Genomic DNA, 18,646 nt, shown 5'->3' with positions numbered 1-18,646 from the left:
TTTGTCAAGGGAAATACGCAACTTTTTAGCACTCTTCACACAAGAGTGCTAATCGCTGCAAACCACCTTCAAAAACCATCAATACCAACTTTTGTAATAAAAAAATCATCGAAATGCTTTGTCACACTTCGATGATTTTTTTATTTTTTTACTCTTTTTCACTTAACAAAAATGCTTCAAAAACATTATTCCCCACAAATAGTCCTTTTTTCGTTAAACGTAAGATATCTGCTTCTTCAATTAATAATTCTTCTTTGATTAAGCGTTGAATGACCTCTCCATAAATTGCTTCAATTGGTTCCTGAAATTTTTGTTGGAATTTTTGTTTAGAAATGCCTACTTTTTTACGTAAGCCTAAAAATAGCTCCTCTTCTATTTGATTTAGACGAGTTAATTCTTCAGTCTCCACAATTGGCAATTGATTTTCTCGCAAGGGTTTCAAATAATGTTGGATTGGACCGTGATTTTTGTAACGAGTTTGCCCAAGATAGCCGCTGGCACCTGCGCCAAATCCATAGTAGTGGTCATTATTCCAATAAGCCAGATTATGCTGGCTTTCTTTTCCTGTTAAAGCAAAATTACTGACTTCATATTGGTGACGTCCTTTTTTCTCCATTGCTTCAATCGTTTCGTCAAACATTTGTGCTTCGATTTCTTCTTCAGGCAGCTGTAACCGTCCTTGACGAACCCAGTTCATGAACATTGTTTTATTTTCAAGAATTAATGAATAAAGCGAATAGTGTGGCAAGTCCAATGCTAAGGCTCTTGTCAAAGTATCGCGAAAACTTTCCAATGTTTGTCCAGGTAAAGCATAGATTAAGTCAATACTGACATTGGTAAAATTTTCTTTTTCTAAAAATTTCATTGTTTCATAAACATCTGCGGCGGTGTGCTTGCGACCGATTTTTTTGAGCAAGCGATCATCAAATGTCTGAACGCCCATCGAAAGACGATTGACGCCATAGTTTTTCATGACTTGTAATTTTTCTTGGGTTAAATCCCCAGGGTTTGCTTCCACCGTAAATTCATTTCGGTCATCAAACGTTAGCTGTTCGCGAACCCCTTTTAGTAGCACATCTAACTGTTTCGCTGATAATGAAGTTGGCGTGCCTCCGCCAATATAGATGGTTTTCATTTCTTGTTCTGGATACAATGCTTGCGTAAGTTGAATTTCTTTTAATAAACTCTGAATATATTCATCAACTGGTTGTCCTTCTAAAAAGACCTTGTTAAAATCGCAATAATAACAAATATGCTCACAAAATGGAATATGAATATAGGTCGACCGATCGAACATCGGCGTTGAAGTTGAAAGTTGGTTTGTTTTGGTCATTAGCTCGTTTTATCTCCTTATTACCAAAAAGCTCGTTCTTTTTGGAAAGTCTCTACTAGCCATACTAACTGTAAATGACAAATAAATCCATAAAAAAATTCGCACAGTCACTTAAAACAACAACGAGGAGCTGTCATAAAAACCGACACCTCCTCAACCTTGAAAGAAAAGTAAAAAAATTTTTCTATATATAATAGTACAAATCAGTTACAGTAATTGACCGTAACGTTTGACGTATAAAACTTTAATGAACGCAACCAGTGCTAAATAAGCAACAATTGTCGGGATTAAATACAAGAAATAGCTTGGTGATAAACCGACAAATCCTAGTTCTGCACCGAAAGCGGTAAAGGGTAAAACAGTTCCGAGAACAATCCCTGCTGTAGTGACTAACGTCATAATTCCAGAAGCACTACTTTGAAGGAAAGGCATTTTTTCTGTTCGTAGGAAATGCAAGACGAGCATTTGGGACCATAAGGACTCAATGAACCACCCTGCATGGAAAATACCGATAAAGAGCAATTGATCTGCTCCATTTAATTCAAAGAATGAGCCACCTAGGATAGCCGGACACACAATGAAATACATAAATAAATAGGTAACAATATCAAAAATAGAACTCGTTGGGCCAAACCAACGCATAAAATTACCAATTGATTTTGGTTCCCATTTTTTTGGTTTTTCTACGTATTCTTCATCTACTTTGTCCCAAGGAACTGACATACACGAAGTATCGTAAATTAGATTTAATAATAGCGATTGAATCGGAGCAATCGGTAAAAATGGTAAAAAGATACTTGCTGGGATCACGGAAAACACATTGCCAAAATTAGAACTTGCTGTTAATTTGACGTACTTCATCGTGTTCGTAAACACGCGCCGTCCAGATAAAATTCCTTTTTCCAAAACCATTAAATCTTTTCTCAATAAAATTACATCCGCCGATTCTTTCGCTACATCGACAGCTGTATCAACAGAGATTCCTACATCAGCAGCACGCATTGCTCCAGCATCATTTATTCCATCACCTAAAAAGCCAACAGTTTGACCATTTTCAGTTAACGCATTTACAATACGAACTTTTTGGTCAGGCGTAATTTTGGCGAAAATATTATACGCTTGAACGGTTTTTCTTAATTCTTCTTGGTTTAATTGTTGAAGTTCATTTCCTGTAATAATTTTTTCGCCAGCCAGACCAACTTCTTTACAAACAGAATGCGTCACATACTGATTGTCCCCCGTTAATACTTTCACAGCTACATTATGTTGATGCAAGGCGTGAATAGCTGCCGCTGCTGTTTCTTTTGGCGGATCCAAGAAGGCAAGATAACCTTGTAAAATCAACTCTGATTCATCTTTAGTTGTATACTCCCATTCAGCCGCTTCGACTTTTTTATCGGCAATTGCTAGAACGCGCAAACCATCTCGATTTAAAGCTTCAACGTCTTTGGTAATTTTTTGACGCAGCGTCTCTGTTAAGGGCACAATTTCGCCATCTAAAAGTACCTGTGTGCAGACCAAGAGCATTTCTTCAACCGCACCTTTGGTAATTAAGCGTGTTTCTCGCGTTTTAAACTCTTTGATAATCACACTCATTCGACGTCGATTGAAATCGAAAGGAATTTCATCTACTTTATAAAAATCATCTGATTGTATATCACTTTCTTGTGTCGCCGCTTGAATAACGGCGTTATCCATTAAATTACGCAAACCTGTTTGAAAATAACTGTTTAGAAATGCTAAATCCAAGACTTTTTGATCTTCTTGGCATCCAATATTATAGTGGTATTCTAAAATTACTTTATCTTGTGTTAAGGTACCTGTTTTATCCGTACAAAGTACATCCATCCCGCCAAAATTTTGAATGGCATTGACATTTTTCATAATCGTGCCTTCTTTAGCCATTTCTCGAGAACCTTTGACTAAATTGGTTGTTACAATCATAGGTAACATTTCTGGTGTCAAGCCGACAGCTGTGGCAATCGCAAACATTAACGCTTCCACCCAATCGCCTTTTGTTAACCCATTAATTAGAAAAACAGTTGGCGTAATAACCAACATAAAGCGAATCAGCACCCACGTTGTTTTATTAATTCCTGTTTCAAAACTCGTCTGCTGCTGCTCTTCTCCGTTATCAGAAGCCATCCGTCCGAATAAAGTTTGATTACCAACTTTAATGACAATGCCCAAACCAGTGCCACTAATTACATTTGTTCCTAAAAACAAAAGATTGTCGTATTCTGTATCAATTTGATCACTATCTTTTTGATGAGTCGCGTGTTTTTCAATGGGAAAACTCTCTCCAGTCAGGGATGATTGGGAAACAAATAAGTCCTTAGATTGGATTAAACGTAAATCGGCTGGAATCATATCGCCAGCGGATAGTTGGACTAAGTCGCCACACACAACTTCCTCAATAGGAATTTCCATTTGCTTCTTGTCACGAATGACTGTCGCTGTAACTTTAATCATATTTTGTAATTTTTCAACTGCATTGCTTGATTTGACTGATTGGACAAAACTCATCGTGCCGCTTAAGATGACCATCGCTAACATAATTAACACGCCAGTAACATCTTTTTCCTCTGGCGCAGCATAGACATATTCTGTAAAAAATGAAATCGTGGCTAGTGCTAATAACACCAAAGTAAACGGCGTGATATACGATTTTATAAAAAGTCGCAGCCGTGAAGCTTTTTTTTCATTCATAATTTTATTGCGGCCATAACGTTCTTGTAATTCTTCAATATCTTGGTGTTTAATGCCATCCCAAGTTGAGCCGAAACGTTGTAAAACTTTTTCTACTTCTGAATGGGCAAACTTTTTGTAACTATAGTCATGGCCCAAGTGACGCATTTTCTTTTCCATTTTCTTTCACCTCATTTATCTGTTGTTGACTTGAATTGACGATCGGTTCATCTTCCATTTTCCTCACCCTTTCCACAAAAAAAGACACGCTGAAAACTCAACGTGTCAAAGAATAATCGTTCTTATCGTTGAGCTTTAGCACTATACAACGTAAAAAGCGATTGCTTTTAGCTACCTTAAGAAAAGCCTTCATTCGACAGTTCCTGTTCTACCCATTGGCGTCTCTCGACATTTTTGGGCAGTAGCCTATGTTTGTATAGGAGCCTCACCTAACAAATCTTATTTAATTACAACAGCAAGTATAATTCTTCCATGAAAAAATAACGATATAGAAAAAGTTTTTAGTAGATAACTTTTTGTCCATTCAGTAACAAAAAGAAAAATAATCCGCTTATTTACTATGGTTTTCTGGTATGATTCGTATTTATTCATAGAATCATAACTGGTTAAATTAATCTAAAGACCGTCAGATAGCCTTGTCGAGAAGCTTTTCTTCTGCTATTTTTTGTATAGTTAAAGAAACGGCGGTGAGGAAAATGAAATTACAACAACTAGAATATTTTATGGCAGTTTCAAAGTATGCGAGTTTTACTTTAGCTTCTCAAAAGCTCCATACGAGTCAACCTTATTTAAGTACCCAGCTCAAGGAGTTGGAACGTGAATTAGGTGCTTCATTAATTTTAAGAGACAAGAAACATTGTCGGCTTTCTCCAGCAGGCGAAGTCGTCGCCAAGCGAACAGAGATGATTTTTGCACTCATTAAGGAAGCGCAAGAAGAGATTAATGAATTAGTGACCCAAGGATCGACAACGACCATTCGGATTGGAACAAACTTAATTGATATAGATAAAGCATTTGGAGAAGTCTTGTTGTTATTTAATCAATCCTATCCGTATGTAAGTATTGATTTTAAGTATTATTACGATCTTGAAACAGCCTTGGAAACAGATTTAATTGACATTGGGATTGGGATATTTTTGGATACCTCGATTCCATTAGAGAAAGAATTAATTTATACAGAAAGCTATCTCCTTTGTGTCAATAAAAATCATCCTTTAGCCCATGCCGATAGCGTGACGATTGACGAAATTCGTTCTTTACCTTTTGCTGCATATTCCGATCAAGTATATGAAAAAAAAGTGTTTAAACGTTGGGAACGTAAAATCAATTGGGAAAATCGGCAAATCGTCATCGAACTTCCTTCTCTTCATTTAGTCTTAGACATGGTCCAACGAGAAAAAGCCTGTAGCATCCTTCCCTATTCACTCACTGATGAACTAAACAGACGTAACTTAGTTGGTATTCCTCTGGAAGATAGTCCAGAACGAGCCATCTATTTAGTTCAGAATAATCATCACGGACATTGTGAAGCACACCGTTATTTATTTGAACAATTACGTTATTTATTCTAGGAATAGAAAAAGGAGGAATTCCCATGGAACTATTTCGTTTACATTATTTTTTAGAGTTATGCAAAGTGAAACAATTTACTAAAGCAGCCGAAAATTTAGCAATTTCTCAAGCTGCATTAAGTAAGCAAATAAAAATTCTTGAAGCAACGTTAGGCGCTGAACTTTTTAATCGCCAAGGTCAAACTACCACCTTAACACCGGCTGGATTAATTTTAGAAAAATATTGTTGGCGCATCACCAATGAGTTGGTCTCAATTGAAGAAGAGCTAAAAGAAATTAATCATTCTTCCAACCATATTTATGTAGCCACTTATCTCTGTGATTTAGAATATAAATTGAATGACTTACTAATGACAACATTAACGGATCGTTCATCCAACTTACAAGTCCATACTATTATTACAGAAAATATTCTTCAATCCTTGGAAACAATGGATGCAGATTTTGGTATTTCCTTTGCTGACTTACCATTACCTGAACATATTGGTAAAATTGATTTATTTACAGCAAATTATCAATTCATTTTAAGAAATGATCATCCAGCTTTGGCCAAAGCCACGACGGAAGAAATTTTAAAAGAACTAACAATGTACCCCTTCGTCCGTTTAAATACCGAATTTTCCGAGCAAAACAAATTAACCAATTGGCTAGATACTACGTTTTCTAATTTTTCTCCAGAGAAAGTCATTCAAGTGGATACTCTTTCACTTATTACTCACTTGGTGTCTCATTCCGATAGTTTCGCTATTGTCCCCGAATACACAAATATTCAACTTTTAGACAATTCGATTCATACACTAACTTACCAAGAACTACCTAAACGAAACATGGCAGTTTATTATTTAAAAGAACGTTACATGAGTCGACAACTTCAACAACTTTTGGCTGAATGCCAAAAACAATTTCAATAGTAAAAACCAAGACTAGAGCTTGTCGGCAAGCGAGTTCCAGTCTTGGTTTTTATTTGTGTTTTCAGGTAGCGGCTTCTCTTCCTTTGACAAATCCTAAAGAAGTGATAGCCATCACTAACGAAGTGCCTCCTTGACTTAAAAACGGAAGCGGAATACCTTTTAACGGCAGCAGTCCAATCACCGCACCGATATTCTCCACCGTTTGAAAAACCAGCGAAAAAATGAGGGCGACACAGATGTACATACAAAAACGCGAATTGCTCCGCAAGCCAGCTACTAAAACTTGATAAAACAAGTAAAAATAGAGAAAAACAACGGTGGCACTGCCCACAAAGCCCCAGGCTTCCCCGATAAAAGTAAAAACCATATCAGACTCACGAACAGGGACATACACTTCAATCCCATGCACACCCTTGCCAAATAAACCACCCGAACCAATTGCCAATAAACCTTGTACTTGTTGATAGGAGATTTTATCGACATAATCATAGGGATGAATCCATGCTAAAATTCGATCCAATTGATATTGTTTAAAATGTAAAAAGAAGAGTACTTTGTGCCCCCACTCTGTAAAGACTAACAGAATCAAGACCACGCCTAACGTTGCTAAAGCACTGAAAATAATGATTAAAATTTTGCGATCAATTCCTGAAATAACTAAAAGAGATAGGATAATCGTTACGAAAACAAGGGATGTCCCAAAATCTTTTTGTACCGCCATCAAGAAAAAAACAGGGACACTAACCGCAACGATTTTTTTTAGAAGTTGCTTGTCTGAACGCCATTTATCAGACCAGTCTTGTTGCTCATGTTGGACAATAATTTTTGCCAACATTAAAATAAACGCAATTTTCGCAATTTCTGATGGCTGAAATTTAATAAACCCTAAATCTAACCAGCGCTTTGTGCCCGTCAATAAATACATTCCTTTGTCATAGGAAAAATACAAAGCACTCATTAAGATTAATGAAAACCCATAGAAAAAAGGAGCTACTTTCCAAATAAACTTCTGTGACAGCCGACTAGCTAAAAACATGCCCGCATAACCAACAAAAATAAAGAAAAGTTGTTTTAATGCTGGCACAGTTCCGTCTTTTCCTTCATTAACGGCAATCCAATATTGCACACCAGAAGATAAAAGTGTGAGTAAAAAAATGGGCAATAATAAATCATAATTAAGATGTAAGTTGAATTTTTTTGTATTGACCATTTAACTGCCGCCTTTCGTTTGCAATAATTTTAATGACGATTCCTAATGCCACTGAAAAGATTAAATAACTTGTCCCACCGTAACTAACAAACGGTAAAGGAATTCCCGTCATTGGAATCAAACCCAAAACGCCACCAATGTTAATCGCCGTTTGAGCTAAAATCAAGGTCCCGACCCCTAACAAAAACAAGCCGTAACAATGATTCTTTATTACACAACTACTCCGCAAAATCGAGGCCGCTAAAAATAACAAAAGAAATAGTAATAGTAAGCCGCCAATCAAACCAAGTTCTTCCACAATCACCGCAAAAATAAAATCGGTTTGACCTTCTGGCAAGCCACCTTTTTTTACCATACCATTGGCTAATCCAGTGCCCCAAAACCCACCATTATACATTGCTAAATAGGCCATTGAAGGCTGAAATCCTCGATCATGAAAGGATAAAAACGGATTTTTCAAAACAACTAAGCGGTCATACACATGCGCAAAAAAATGTGGTAAGTAGCGGTGATCGCCTAGAAAAATAATTATTTTAGAAAGAAGCGCCGCGCTAGCAACGACAATCCCCGCAGCAATTACACTAAATTTTGCATGAATACTTGCTGAGAAAATTAAGACACTGCCAATAACTAAAATAAGAATGGCCCCGCCAACTTTGGGTTGAATTAAAACTAAAAATGCAACGACCAAAACAAACAGCCATTGTTTCCTTAACTGCTTCGTTGTCAAGCCATTTTCTTTTTCACCTAAATAACAGCTCAAGTAATAAATAATCGCAAAATTACAAAGCTCTGATGGCTGAAATTGGATTCCAAAGAGAGAAATCCAACGTTGTGCGCCATTCGCTGCTACACCAAAAAAAGGTAGTCGAACCATTAACAGTAATAGTACCGAAACTAAAAGCAGACCAATCGCAATTTTTTTATTAAATAACACTTCTAGTCGAACTTTGTAGATCACGAACATTAGCACCCAGCTGAGACACATAATAATGCCTTGTTTAATAAACACAGCAGTGGGCTTCACGCCTTGCATCAACAAGTCATAGCTACTGGCGCTATAAATCATTAACGCGCCAATAATACTTAATATAATAAAGGTCAAAAGAATTTTTGTTAGACCTAAAGTACGTAGATTCATTCTCTCACCTCTATCTTTTTCTAATTAAATCAATCTTACCAGTCTGAGTTAGAAAACAAATAGAGAGTTTTTTATAGAACTATTACTAAGCTTACATAACAAAAAGTAGCTAGACTTGGTTCATTTCACCTAGTTTCACTACTTTTAAAAAAAGACATTTATATAATTTTTGTGTGTTGCTCACATTTCTGATAAATTTTTCCAAACTTATCTCTTTCTAAATACTGATAATCTACTAAATACCGTCTCAAAAGTGCATAATCTTCATAGATTTCTCTAAGTCGCTGATTGACTTCTTTTTCCGTATATTCTTTCCCAAATTCAAATTGGTTGGCCACACGTTGAAACACTTGGACTTTTTTCGCATTTTTCTTGGGAATAACCAGCAACTTTCCTTCTTTAAAAAAATTTTCAACCATGTTTATTCTCCTTTTTTGTTTTGACTATTGTTTAGAAAATTGATGATTCAGTTTTTCTTTCTGTTTATCGGTCCATTTGCCAGCGACTTCATTGACAATTGTTTCAGCAAAATCGCCTACTTTTTCTCCCGTAATATTTTTGATAGGTGTTCCGTTAGCAGCTCCTTCTTCAAACAAATCAAGTAAATCAGTCAACGCATTGAACATATTGGCTCCGCTATGATCTGAAAAATGCCATGCATATTTTTCAATTTCTTGAAATACTTGTCGATACTCTGCTGGTAATGCTGCAATACGTCGTTTATATTCTTTGTACTCTTTTTTATCCCCCACAACTTTTTTGATCAACGCTTTAAAATTTGACATGCTCTATCCCTCCATTTTTTTCATCTTGTTTACTTGTTTTGAAAGCAACGTCCACCGCTGCCAAAAATCAGCGAGTTCTGCTTCTCCTGATGAGGTTAAGCGATAGAACTTCCGCATTGGCCCTTTTTCTGAAGGTTTTTTTTCAGCTATAACCCATTGATTTTTTTCTAAACGCAGTAAAATCGTATAAATGGTTCCTTCAACAATTTCAGTAAACCCTTGGTCATTTAAAATTTTTGTAATTTCATAACCATATGTTTCTTTCCTTTGGATGATGGCTAAAACTAAACCTTCTAAAATGCCTTTTAGCAACTCTGTCTGCTTCACTGCTTTTCCTCCCTGAACTACTCTTTATTACTATGTACCACTACATAATAATACTGAGTACCGGTTCTGTCAACTACTTTGTAGTAAAAAGTAGTAAAGACACGACAACTACCAGTACTTAACTAGTGGTTGTCGTGTCTTATTATTCTTTATTCATTTATTCCGAGGTCTGCTTCAAAGGCTTCTAATTCTGCAAGGTGTGTTTCTGGATAAGCAAAGCATGTTGAAAAATGCCACTCCCCACCACTTGTACCAAAATAACCTGGCAGTAATTCCAAAGCCAATAATGCTTCTGATGTTTCTTTTTCCGGTAACGTAATCTGAAAAGTAGTCGCTGGAACAAAACCGAACTTCGTATAGTAAGTTGGATGGCCCAGGATAATCAATCCGCCGACGCCTAATTCTTTGGCCTTCTGAACAGAATGCTTAATTAACGCTGAGCCTACACCCGTGTTCTGTGCTTCTAGATAGACACTTAGCGGCCCAACGGTCAAAACAGCCTTTTCTGTATGATCAGGTAATCGTAGTTTGGCTTTTGAAGACATAATATGACCCGTTAATTTTCCTTGATCAGTTTCTGAAACTAAGGACAACTCCGGAATAAAGTCGGCACTTTCTCTTAATAAATGCACGATAAAATGCTCTGTGGGACGCCAGTTTTCGGTCAAGTTTAATCCCTTAAACGCTTGATACGTTAAACGTTCTACAGCTTGATACTCTGCAGGTTTTTCTTGACGAATCTTCATTATTTATCCTCAGATTGTTGGAAATAGTCAGCCGTATCTCGTTCATCTTGTTTTAATTGGTCGATCAAGGCTTCAGCCCCATTGAATTTCACTTGGTCACGTAAATAATGATTCCAACGAACCACCACTTGCTCACCATAGATGTCTTGATGGAAGTCCAAAATATAGACTTCCACGGTTAGATCGCGTCCTTCTCCAAAGGTGTCATTATGACCAATTGAGCCCATGCCGACATACCATTTGCCACCAACTTCGATTTGCACAGCATAGACGCCAATTCTTGGTAAGCGCACGGTGCTTTTCACTTTGACATTAGCGGTCGGGAAACCCAATAAACGGCCACGAGCATCGCCATGGACAACTGTTCCTTCTGTTTCATAAATATATCCTAACAACTCCGTGACCTCCTCCATTTCGCCGGCTTCCATTTTTTCGCGAATTCTTGTTGAGCTAATTTTGGCACCAGTCATTTCTTCTTTTGGTACTGTCACCACTTCAAAACGGCCTTGCGCATAAGTTGGTAACTGTTTGACTCCAGCGATTTCTTTAGGACCATACGTATAATCAAACCCAGAGACTGCCACTGCACTATTTAAATTAACGATATACTGATCGACAAAATCTTGCGGTTTTAATCGAGCAAACGCTGAAGTAAATTCGACAATATATAAAATATCAACGCCCAAGTTGGCCATTAGGCGTTCTTTTTGTTCCAAGCTAGTTAAATATTTCATATTTTCTGGTAAAACTTTTTGAAAAACGATTGATGGGTGTTGGTTGAAGGTCATCACAGCTAACTTCAAGCCTTTTTCCTCAGCAATCTTTTTGCCTGTTTCAATTACTTTTTGGTGGCCTTTGTGAACACCGTCAAAAAAGCCTAGGACCATCACGACTTCTTCATTAGGAATTTGAGTGGGTTCATAGGGATGATGTAGTTGAATAACTTGCATGTGCAAAAACTTCCTTCTTTTTTATTTAATTGTTCCGTAGAACTTTACTTGGTTTCAATAATTTATCATGCGTTGGGTGTGGCATGTATAAACTAACCACTTGATTTTGGTAAAATAAGGCAACTAAGGATTCTGGCATTGCCTTTATTCCTAGTTCTTTTTTGTGCAAACGCATGCCATTTTTTACTTTTTGATACAATTCATCTGATAAATCAATTCGTGGGAATTGTTCTACTGCTGTCTCAATGGGCAACAGGCATTGATCGATTGTTTCAGCAGCCATTTGTTTGGCTACTTCTTCTAACGTTAAGCATTGCGCAGCTTGCAAACCGCCACTTGCCGTTCTCGTTAAATCCGACATATGGGCAGGATAGCCTAATTTTTTGCCAGTATCCACGGATAGTGTCCGCACATAGGTTCCTTTGCCACAGACCACTTTAAACCGCCAACTTTGTGTTTGAGCGGATTCATTAAAAATTGGTTCACTAGTGCGTTCAAATGAATAAATCATTGCTTTTCGTTGGGGCCGTTCAACTTCTTCCCCATTCCGCGCATATTCATATAAACGTTTACCATTGACTTTCACCGCAGAAAACATCGGTGGGATTTGTGTGATTTCACCTGTCATTTCGGCCATTGCTTGATCAATTTGTTCAGTTGGCAGAGGTGTTGTAACTGGTTTTTTTTCAACAATTTCACCACTAACATCTTCGGTTGTCGTAGCAAATCCAAGTGTAATTTCACCTTCATAGGTTTTGCCAGAATCTACCATGTATTCGATCACTTTCGTTCCTTTGCCAACGCAGATGGGTAAGACCCCTTCGACATCCGGATCTAGCGTACCACCATGACCAATTTTTTTGGTATGTAAAATTTTTCTCAATTTAAATACGCAGTCATGACTTGTCATGCCACGTTCCTTCCATAACGGTAAAATGCCGTCCATTATAGTTCCTCCAGTTCCGATAATACTAACTTTGTCATTATAGCATAAAAGTACCTAGCTTCGCAGTCTCCATTGCTTATTCCCTTTGGCAAAATCTCTGCTAAATGCAAAAAAAGCCACAAACTCTGATAAAAGCAGAGTTTGTGGCTTTTTTTTTAGCTAGTAAATGATCCCCATGTATTCTGTGCGTTGCCATCGTTTGGTCCGATTGGCAAATAAATTCTCGCGCCTGTCGTATCTGTTCCACCAATAAAAACATACCCATCTGCAATATAAAACGCATCGTAATAAAAGCGAGTATTTTTGGGCCAGATACCATAAATAGGTGCTGACAAACTAGGTTGTCCTGCTCTTAAAACAATGCCTTCGTCCACACCAATTAGAAATGATTTCTTCGTTTGCGGGCGCCAAAGTTCAGCAATGTCGCCGTCGTTCACATAACCTAACAAATGTCCGCTATTTTCAATACGGTAAAGGTTTTGTCGGTCTGGTAATTTCGCTGTAATTGTTCCTACCTGTGTCCAAAGTGCCTCTGCTGATAGATGTTCATTGATTAAAGCATCTGGTGTTGTATAGATTGAAGTGAAACGAATTGCTTGTCCTACTTGATATTTTGGTGCATTAGGTTTACCTGGCTGAACAATGACAGTCTCACCTGTTTCAGAAACGCCCGTTTGTAAATCTTGTGCCAACTGCGCTTTACTAATCCCCCAACGCGCTAAATAACCATAAGGATCTGTATGATCTCCCCACCAATTTTTTGTAATCCAATCATGAGTGACTATGCCATAACCTGTTCCATCGTCCAGCGAAAAATCAGCACCAATGTTCTGAGCCAAATCACGGGCCAAATTAACATAGGCAGCATAATCTTTTTTAAACGTCGCCGCATTATTCGTTCGAGCCAATTCGATTTGCGCATAGGCTTTTTGATTAGCTAAAGAACCTGCGCCATATTGAATTTGACCAGCAGGAGCTAATTGTTTCACTCGTCCACCAGATCCGACAAAATATGAGACATAAGCATTTGACCAATTTCGTTTCATATAGGCCACTTCATTGTCTAAACTGTGTGGTCCTAGGTTCCGCTCGTTTCCTGATTCATGTAAAACAATTAATTCATTGCTTGCAGAGCCTGGAAAATAAGTAAAGTTGATTGGATCCGCTTCGATGGTGTAAGCGCAAGCCGTCATCGGAATCGTTAAACTTAAGCCAATCACTAAAGCAAGTTGAATCATTAATTTTTTAAACATAGCATACTCCTTTCTAAAAAAAGCCATGAAAGGAAAGTCAAAATAACTTCCCTTTCACGGCTTAAACCTGCAGATAAATGGCGGGACAGAAGTAATTTCTTCGGCAATCAGCCGAAAGTTCTACGTTTGTCCCGACTACTTCTACTTAATCATCTTTATTTTTTAACTGAATAAATAACTCTTTTAACTTTTTCGGCATAGGAATAAAGGTCGCAATATTTTCAAAAAAAGAAAGTCCTTCGTTCGCAATGTAAAAAATCAGAACCATTTCCCGAATTGGCAAATTGTTCCCCACAACTTTTTCAACACGAACCGCTACAGCAACCACAAATAACATCGTCACTTTTTTCGCAATTCCGAGCATACCAATCCGACTGGACAATTCTTTTGTGGCGATTGCCTTAATCCAACCTGTGATGAAATCGACAATAATTAAAAAGAGGAAGACATCCAACAATTGATCTAATCCACCTAATAAACGTACGACAATCCCACCGAAAATGCTTAAAAGCATTGTTATTGTGTTGAGATAACGTTCCATAAAAAGACTCCTAAACTAGCTTGTTATTTTGTCGGAAACGGATCGTCCGTGTACCAACTTCCTTGGAGGTAAATATTTCCGGCTCTGCTTGAGGCAAAAATTATCCCTTGATTTCCGATTTCATATAGTGCATTACAATTAGGATACGGAAAAGCGTAAGGTGCAACTGAGAGCGGAATATTCCAAATACTAGCACTTATTTTTGAGGACATTTTGTACCCAGTTGGTATGTTAAATACTTTAGGCATGTGGTTATTCAATTTCGTCGGATCACTCAAATTACATCTTACAAATGCATCGACACGATTTCCTACCCTAATTAATACAAATTTCATATTATCCTTATTAAAGGCCGCCTGATATTTTGCCTCGACTTCACCGACTCCACTAGCTTCATAAATGGCCATTCTAGAGGATTCCAAAGGCAAACCATTGACGGTTGGCATAGTTACAAAATTCTTCACCCCAGCAATCTCTTGATCACCTGTTTGTGTCACAGCTTGACCTTTAATCGCTTCCGCAACGTTTTTCGGGTGCATATATTTACTCGTTAAAGTTCCCGCGACTGCTTCGCTGTCTGATGCGAAGCCATAATTTTCTACATTGCCTAGCCCCACTTGTTCAGCGGTTACTTGGTGCGGATTATCCTGATTTTCCACATGGGTATTGAGTTGCTCTGCCTGAACAAAACCACTCTTCGCTAAAACCGCTTGGGCATCAACAGACAGACCAATATGAAGTCCCACGTAATCAACTTCTACGTTGGCTGGCGTCACCCCATTCGATGAATCTGTATAGCTCATTAAATAAATGAAACCTTCATCTGTGATAAAATTCTGATCATTGATTTGAATTGAAAAATCGCTGAACTCTTTTGCTGATTCTTGAATTTGAGTTACCCAATTATCCGTAGTTGGTAAATACGCAGCGATTTTAATCGTTTGATTATTGGGCGCAGCAGCTTTCACACGTTGATTAATCGTAAAAAATTGAACGTTCTGGCGAACAAATGCCACCGCCTCGTCAGTTGTGAATGTTTCAAACATTTGTGGAATTAATTTTTTTGCGGCTTCAACGAGATTGAAGGCCGCTAATTGTTGTGGAATCACACCACTTTGGGTGGAACCTGTTTTCACACCCTCATCATCACGGCTGGCCATTTTATTGTAGTCCGCTTGGGAAACTTCCTCCCAAACGTCTGTTGGCTTCTTAAGAATTTTAGCCGTAAAATCAGTGGAATAACTGTTTGCATTGGTGGCTGTATTGCCGGCCGTTTTACCGTTAAAGTCTAACTTCAATTTGACAGTGGTTGGCTTAGCCAATAAAGAAATGCCGTCTGCTTTTGTCATGCGGTCATTCAAATCAATTTGAAGACGATTCGCTAGAGTAGCTTGTTTGATGCCTTGCGTATCTGTGCGTGCTTGGACAATTTCTGGATTACTATCACCTGCTTCTGCTACTAATTGATCGAAATCATTTCGTAAAGTATCAAATTCTTGTTTATTATTATTTGCCGTTGAAACTGCATTTCCTGCAATCGTAATTGCTGTTTTGGCATTGTTCATCGCTTGGTTGGCTGTTTCATTTGCTTGATTGCCTGCATCGGTGGCAATTTGTACGGCTTCTTTGCCAGCTTCATCTGCGATGTTTTTCGCTTCAGAAATTCCATTCGTTAACTGGACTTGGTAAGCATCTACTTTCTCAGCTGATGCATTCGACTGATCCAAGATTGCATTGATTTTAAGGCGACCTTGATTCAGGGTATCTAATTCTTCAATATGTTCTACTGACATTTCGTCACACTCCTCTAGTTTTCATTATTTTATTAAAACTGGCCACCCAATTGGGATTGAATATACACACGACAGATGACCGAAGCATCCAACCATAGTGGCTGATGAGAGAAAAATTGAAGCGTGTGATTGCCGCGTTCGATTTTTCCATCTGTTGTTTTTCGTAAATAACTCAAAATGTTTAGCCGTTGTTGTTGCAATGATAGTTGGGGTAATTTTTTGCCATCCACTACCAAATCAATGTTCGTTACAGAATGCGAAGGTCCTTTAGCAGTTGCCTTGAACGTTAATTCTGCGGTGTTTATATAAAGAATGTCCTCGTCAAAGTATAAATTCAGCTCCACTGGCTGTGTCTTGCTAAGTTCTCCTTGTATTGAACGATTTAAAAGTGTCGTCGCCCCTTGTGCGTAAGTTTCGCTAATCTCTTGTTTCCGACTGAAAGCTGTCATGGTACTATGAATTGTTTCTTGCAGATTTCCCAACTCTAGCTGAATGTCTTGGGGGGCACCAAAGACATCTTTTTTACTTTCTTTTTTGATACGAAGGTTGACACTCCCAAATTCATTCGTATTAATCATGATAACCGTACCCAACCGCAAACGATCGATTGCCAAAGGTTGATCTGTTAATTTAATTAAATCAGCTGCAGTCACTACCCAAGAAACTTGTGGTTTGGTCCATTCTTCTAACATTCGCAAAGCATTTTCCTTTAATGCCTTGGGATCAGAAAAACGCTGTTCTACCCAAATTGACTCCAATAAACCATAGCGGTCAATTGCGGCCTTGTTCTCTAAATACGGAACCCCTTGATTGACCGAGCGAATATTGACTTTGTTAACACCTTCGCCTGAACCTAATGGATAAATCCGATTGATTAGCATCTTGGGATTATGTTCTATTTCAAATCCTTGCATATTGTAACCTTCTTGAATTCGCGCAACTGGTTCTGTTGGTGGTTTGACTAATGAAAGTTCAAAAGGATAGACCTCTGTATTCCATTGCCAAAGATATTCCTCTTCGAAATCGGCTGGGATGCTAAATAAAGGCTCGACTAGCCCATTTTCATTCTCCCATTTATAGGTTAATTTCCTTGAAAAATCACATTTTTTCAGGACCCAATGCTTTGTTTTTTGTTTATTCAATAGAAATTGAATGGCCTCTTTCGTTGTTTTGTTTTTAATTTCGTGACAACCAAAAAGGACAGTATCACCTAAGGTACATAATGCTTCTGTGGCAGAGTAGTGAATTTGATTATTGTTCGCATCTTTCTTAATTGTGGTTGGCATCACGCGATATAAACCAATATATTCATTCTCATTGTCGGTCAGTTCCACCCATTGCATTTCTTCAATAAATTCATTTTTAGGATCATCTAGCGGCATGGTAAAATCTAAACTGCCAATTTTGTTCTCTATTTTTTCATAGCTGACTTGATAGGCATTGTCCAAAATTGCCGTATATGTTCTTTTCAAATCCAGCGCCATTAACATTTAATCACCCTCCTACACAAATCGGTTAGGATAGCGAATCGTCAAGCGGAAGTCGCTATCTTTGGCTTGAATATACAGCGGTTCATTGGGATATAGATAAAAATCGTTCATTGGTCGAATCATCGGTGCACCATTTTTTGTCAGATAAAAATTTTCAGTATCGATAATAATTTCCGAACGATCAAAGTCTCCTAAGTTAATTGTATCGTTCCGTGTTTTAATCCAAACACCACGTCCGGTTCCTGTTAAAATAATGGTCGGTTTGACTTTTAACCCTTCAACCGTAGGATAAATTTCAATTGGCCGAACTTCTTTGCCTAAATCCCCCATCGTGTAGGCCCGATTTTGAAAGGTAATCATGGTTGACCCCCAATAAGCCCCGCCTTCAATTAAAATTGGAAAATCAACTGCACCTGAGCCTGTATTCCCCATTAAGTAATTCGCTTGAAATGTAATGGTTGGCGAACCCCACATCACACTAGTCGCATCACTCCGTGTGTATTTATACGGATCAGAAAGCAATAAAGTAAAGGTGCCTGTTACTTGGTTAACACCTTCGGGTACATCACTCACTGAAGACTTACTGCCAAACCACAGCATTTCCGGTTCATCGTTAAACCAAATAGAAACGTCTTTTTCCGTAAACAAAGCAACATTTAAATGATTAAATGCATCTCGAAACGCTTCATTATTCACAGCTGAAAGTCGATATTTGACTGTTAATTCTCGTTCTGGAATCCGCGCATAAACGTGGCGTTTGCCATCACGAATCCCTAATTGATAGCTTTCAATTTCGCTTGGAACTAATTCTCGTCCTGAAACTGATAATGTTTGATAGCCAGGGATGACTTTTTCTAAAAATTGGCCGTTAAAATTCAACGCTTCTGAAGGAAGAGGCGTTGAATGAGTTGCTTGATTGGTATCAACAAATTTATACATG

General features: G+C 37.9%; 17 protein-coding genes and 1 riboswitch. Of the genes, 2 read left to right on the top strand and 15 right to left on the bottom strand.

The window, feature by feature from the left end; translation table 11 throughout:
• Positions 1-148: 148 nt before the first annotated feature.
• On the bottom strand, positions 149-1,297 hold the full coding sequence (gene hemW, locus IGL17_RS05725) for a radical SAM family heme chaperone HemW (protein ID WP_016617906.1): 1,149 nt from the start codon (positions 1,295-1,297) through the stop codon (positions 149-151).
• 243 nt (positions 1,298-1,540) lie between these two features.
• Positions 1,541-4,201 (bottom strand): magnesium-translocating P-type ATPase, encoded by a 2,661-nt coding sequence (gene mgtA, locus IGL17_RS05720; RefSeq protein ID WP_002357830.1) that lies wholly within the window; start codon positions 4,199-4,201, stop codon positions 1,541-1,543.
• 113 nt (positions 4,202-4,314) lie between these two features.
• A riboswitch (M-box (ykoK) riboswitch) is annotated at positions 4,315-4,485 on the bottom strand.
• Positions 4,486-4,737: 252 nt separating this feature from the next.
• Here mgtA and IGL17_RS05715 point away from each other — a divergent pair.
• Both IGL17_RS05715 and IGL17_RS05710 read left to right on the top strand, forming a co-directional pair.
• Positions 4,738-5,613, top strand: a complete 876-nt coding sequence (locus IGL17_RS05715) for a LysR family transcriptional regulator (protein ID WP_002382245.1) — start codon at positions 4,738-4,740, stop codon at positions 5,611-5,613.
• A gap of 23 nt (positions 5,614-5,636) precedes the next feature.
• On the top strand, positions 5,637-6,524 hold the full coding sequence (locus tag IGL17_RS05710) for a LysR family transcriptional regulator (protein ID WP_002357832.1): 888 nt from the start codon (positions 5,637-5,639) through the stop codon (positions 6,522-6,524).
• Positions 6,525-6,585: 61 nt separating this feature from the next.
• Here IGL17_RS05710 and IGL17_RS05705 read toward each other — a convergent pair whose 3' ends face one another.
• From IGL17_RS05705 to IGL17_RS05645, 13 genes are all read right to left on the bottom strand, one after another.
• Positions 6,586-7,734, bottom strand: coding sequence for an FtsW/RodA/SpoVE family cell cycle protein (locus IGL17_RS05705; protein WP_002357833.1), 1,149 nt, complete (start codon positions 7,732-7,734; stop codon positions 6,586-6,588).
• Entirely contained in the window at positions 7,700-8,875 is a 1,176-nt protein-coding gene (locus IGL17_RS05700; RefSeq protein ID WP_002357834.1) for an FtsW/RodA/SpoVE family cell cycle protein, read from the bottom strand. Before IGL17_RS05700 ends, IGL17_RS05705 begins: the two co-directional genes overlap by 35 nt.
• Positions 8,876-9,033: 158 nt before the next feature.
• Entirely contained in the window at positions 9,034-9,294 is a 261-nt protein-coding gene (locus IGL17_RS05695) for a DUF2087 domain-containing protein (protein WP_002360471.1), read from the bottom strand.
• A gap of 24 nt (positions 9,295-9,318) precedes the next feature.
• Complete coding sequence (locus IGL17_RS05690) at positions 9,319-9,660, bottom strand: DUF1048 domain-containing protein (protein ID WP_002357836.1); 342 nt, start codon at positions 9,658-9,660, stop codon at positions 9,319-9,321.
• Between the two features lie 3 nt (positions 9,661-9,663).
• On the bottom strand, positions 9,664-9,987 hold the full coding sequence (locus IGL17_RS05685) for a PadR family transcriptional regulator (protein ID WP_010775788.1): 324 nt from the start codon (positions 9,985-9,987) through the stop codon (positions 9,664-9,666).
• Positions 9,988-10,136: 149 nt separating this feature from the next.
• A complete protein-coding gene (locus tag IGL17_RS05680) occupies positions 10,137-10,733 on the bottom strand; it encodes a GNAT family N-acetyltransferase (RefSeq protein WP_016617904.1) in 597 nt (198 codons plus the stop codon).
• Complete coding sequence (gene ribF, locus IGL17_RS05675) at positions 10,733-11,683, bottom strand: riboflavin biosynthesis protein RibF (RefSeq protein ID WP_010828738.1); 951 nt, start codon at positions 11,681-11,683, stop codon at positions 10,733-10,735. The genes IGL17_RS05680 and ribF overlap by 1 nt, the downstream gene beginning before the upstream one ends.
• A gap of 25 nt (positions 11,684-11,708) precedes the next feature.
• Positions 11,709-12,629: a tRNA pseudouridine(55) synthase TruB gene (truB, locus tag IGL17_RS05670; protein WP_010713466.1), complete on the bottom strand. Its 921-nt coding sequence runs from the start codon at positions 12,627-12,629 to the stop codon at positions 11,709-11,711.
• Positions 12,630-12,784: 155 nt separating this feature from the next.
• Positions 12,785-13,909, bottom strand: coding sequence for an SH3 domain-containing protein (locus IGL17_RS05665; RefSeq protein WP_016617903.1), 1,125 nt, complete (start codon positions 13,907-13,909; stop codon positions 12,785-12,787).
• Positions 13,910-14,027: 118 nt separating this feature from the next.
• Entirely contained in the window at positions 14,028-14,423 is a 396-nt protein-coding gene (locus IGL17_RS05660) for a phage holin family protein (RefSeq protein WP_002357842.1), read from the bottom strand.
• A gap of 23 nt (positions 14,424-14,446) precedes the next feature.
• The gene (locus tag IGL17_RS05655) at positions 14,447-16,216 is read right to left on the bottom strand and encodes a hypothetical protein (RefSeq protein ID WP_016617902.1); all 1,770 of its coding nucleotides are present in this window, start codon (positions 16,214-16,216) and stop codon (positions 14,447-14,449) included.
• A gap of 32 nt (positions 16,217-16,248) precedes the next feature.
• On the bottom strand, positions 16,249-17,706 hold the full coding sequence (locus tag IGL17_RS05650) for a phage tail protein (protein ID WP_016617901.1): 1,458 nt from the start codon (positions 17,704-17,706) through the stop codon (positions 16,249-16,251).
• Positions 17,707-17,718: 12 nt separating this feature from the next.
• Positions 17,719-18,645 carry a distal tail protein Dit gene (locus IGL17_RS05645; RefSeq protein ID WP_002365553.1) on the bottom strand — a complete coding sequence of 309 codons (927 nt, stop codon included), beginning with the start codon at positions 18,643-18,645 and terminating at the stop codon, positions 17,719-17,721.
• Position 18,646 lies beyond the last annotated feature (1 nt).

The sequence above is a fragment of the Enterococcus sp. AZ088 genome (assembly GCF_051714845.1).
GTDB lineage: Bacteria > Bacillota > Bacilli > Lactobacillales > Enterococcaceae > Enterococcus > Enterococcus faecalis.
Note: the sequence above shows the minus strand (reverse complement) of the source record. Positions and strands in the feature narration are given on the sequence as shown.

Bases quoted from the DNA above. Each gene is read 5' to 3' on its own strand.
- hemW (WP_016617906.1), bottom strand. From the start codon at position 1,297: ATGTTCGATCGGTCGACCTATATTCATATTCCATTTTGTGAGCATATT.
- mgtA (WP_002357830.1), bottom strand. From the start codon at position 4,201: ATGGAAAAGAAAATGCGTCACTTGGGCCATGACTATAGTTACAAAAAG.
- IGL17_RS05715 (WP_002382245.1), top strand. From the start codon at position 4,738: ATGAAATTACAACAACTAGAATATTTTATGGCAGTTTCAAAGTATGCG.
- IGL17_RS05710 (WP_002357832.1), top strand. From the start codon at position 5,637: ATGGAACTATTTCGTTTACATTATTTTTTAGAGTTATGCAAAGTGAAA.
- IGL17_RS05705 (WP_002357833.1), bottom strand. From the start codon at position 7,734: ATGGTCAATACAAAAAAATTCAACTTACATCTTAATTATGATTTATTA.
- IGL17_RS05700 (WP_002357834.1), bottom strand. From the start codon at position 8,875: ATGAATCTACGTACTTTAGGTCTAACAAAAATTCTTTTGACCTTTATT.
- IGL17_RS05695 (WP_002360471.1), bottom strand. From the start codon at position 9,294: ATGGTTGAAAATTTTTTTAAAGAAGGAAAGTTGCTGGTTATTCCCAAG.
- IGL17_RS05690 (WP_002357836.1), bottom strand. From the start codon at position 9,660: ATGTCAAATTTTAAAGCGTTGATCAAAAAAGTTGTGGGGGATAAAAAA.
- IGL17_RS05680 (WP_016617904.1), bottom strand. From the start codon at position 10,733: ATGAAGATTCGTCAAGAAAAACCTGCAGAGTATCAAGCTGTAGAACGT.
- ribF (WP_010828738.1), bottom strand. From the start codon at position 11,683: ATGCAAGTTATTCAACTACATCATCCCTATGAACCCACTCAAATTCCT.
- truB (WP_010713466.1), bottom strand. From the start codon at position 12,629: ATGGACGGCATTTTACCGTTATGGAAGGAACGTGGCATGACAAGTCAT.
- IGL17_RS05665 (WP_016617903.1), bottom strand. From the start codon at position 13,909: ATGGCTTTTTTTAGAAAGGAGTATGCTATGTTTAAAAAATTAATGATT.
- IGL17_RS05660 (WP_002357842.1), bottom strand. From the start codon at position 14,423: ATGGAACGTTATCTCAACACAATAACAATGCTTTTAAGCATTTTCGGT.
- IGL17_RS05655 (WP_016617902.1), bottom strand. From the start codon at position 16,216: ATGTCAGTAGAACATATTGAAGAATTAGATACCCTGAATCAAGGTCGC.
- IGL17_RS05650 (WP_016617901.1), bottom strand. From the start codon at position 17,706: ATGTTAATGGCGCTGGATTTGAAAAGAACATATACGGCAATTTTGGAC.
- IGL17_RS05645 (WP_002365553.1), bottom strand. From the start codon at position 18,645: ATGTATAAATTTGTTGATACCAATCAAGCAACTCATTCAACGCCTCTT.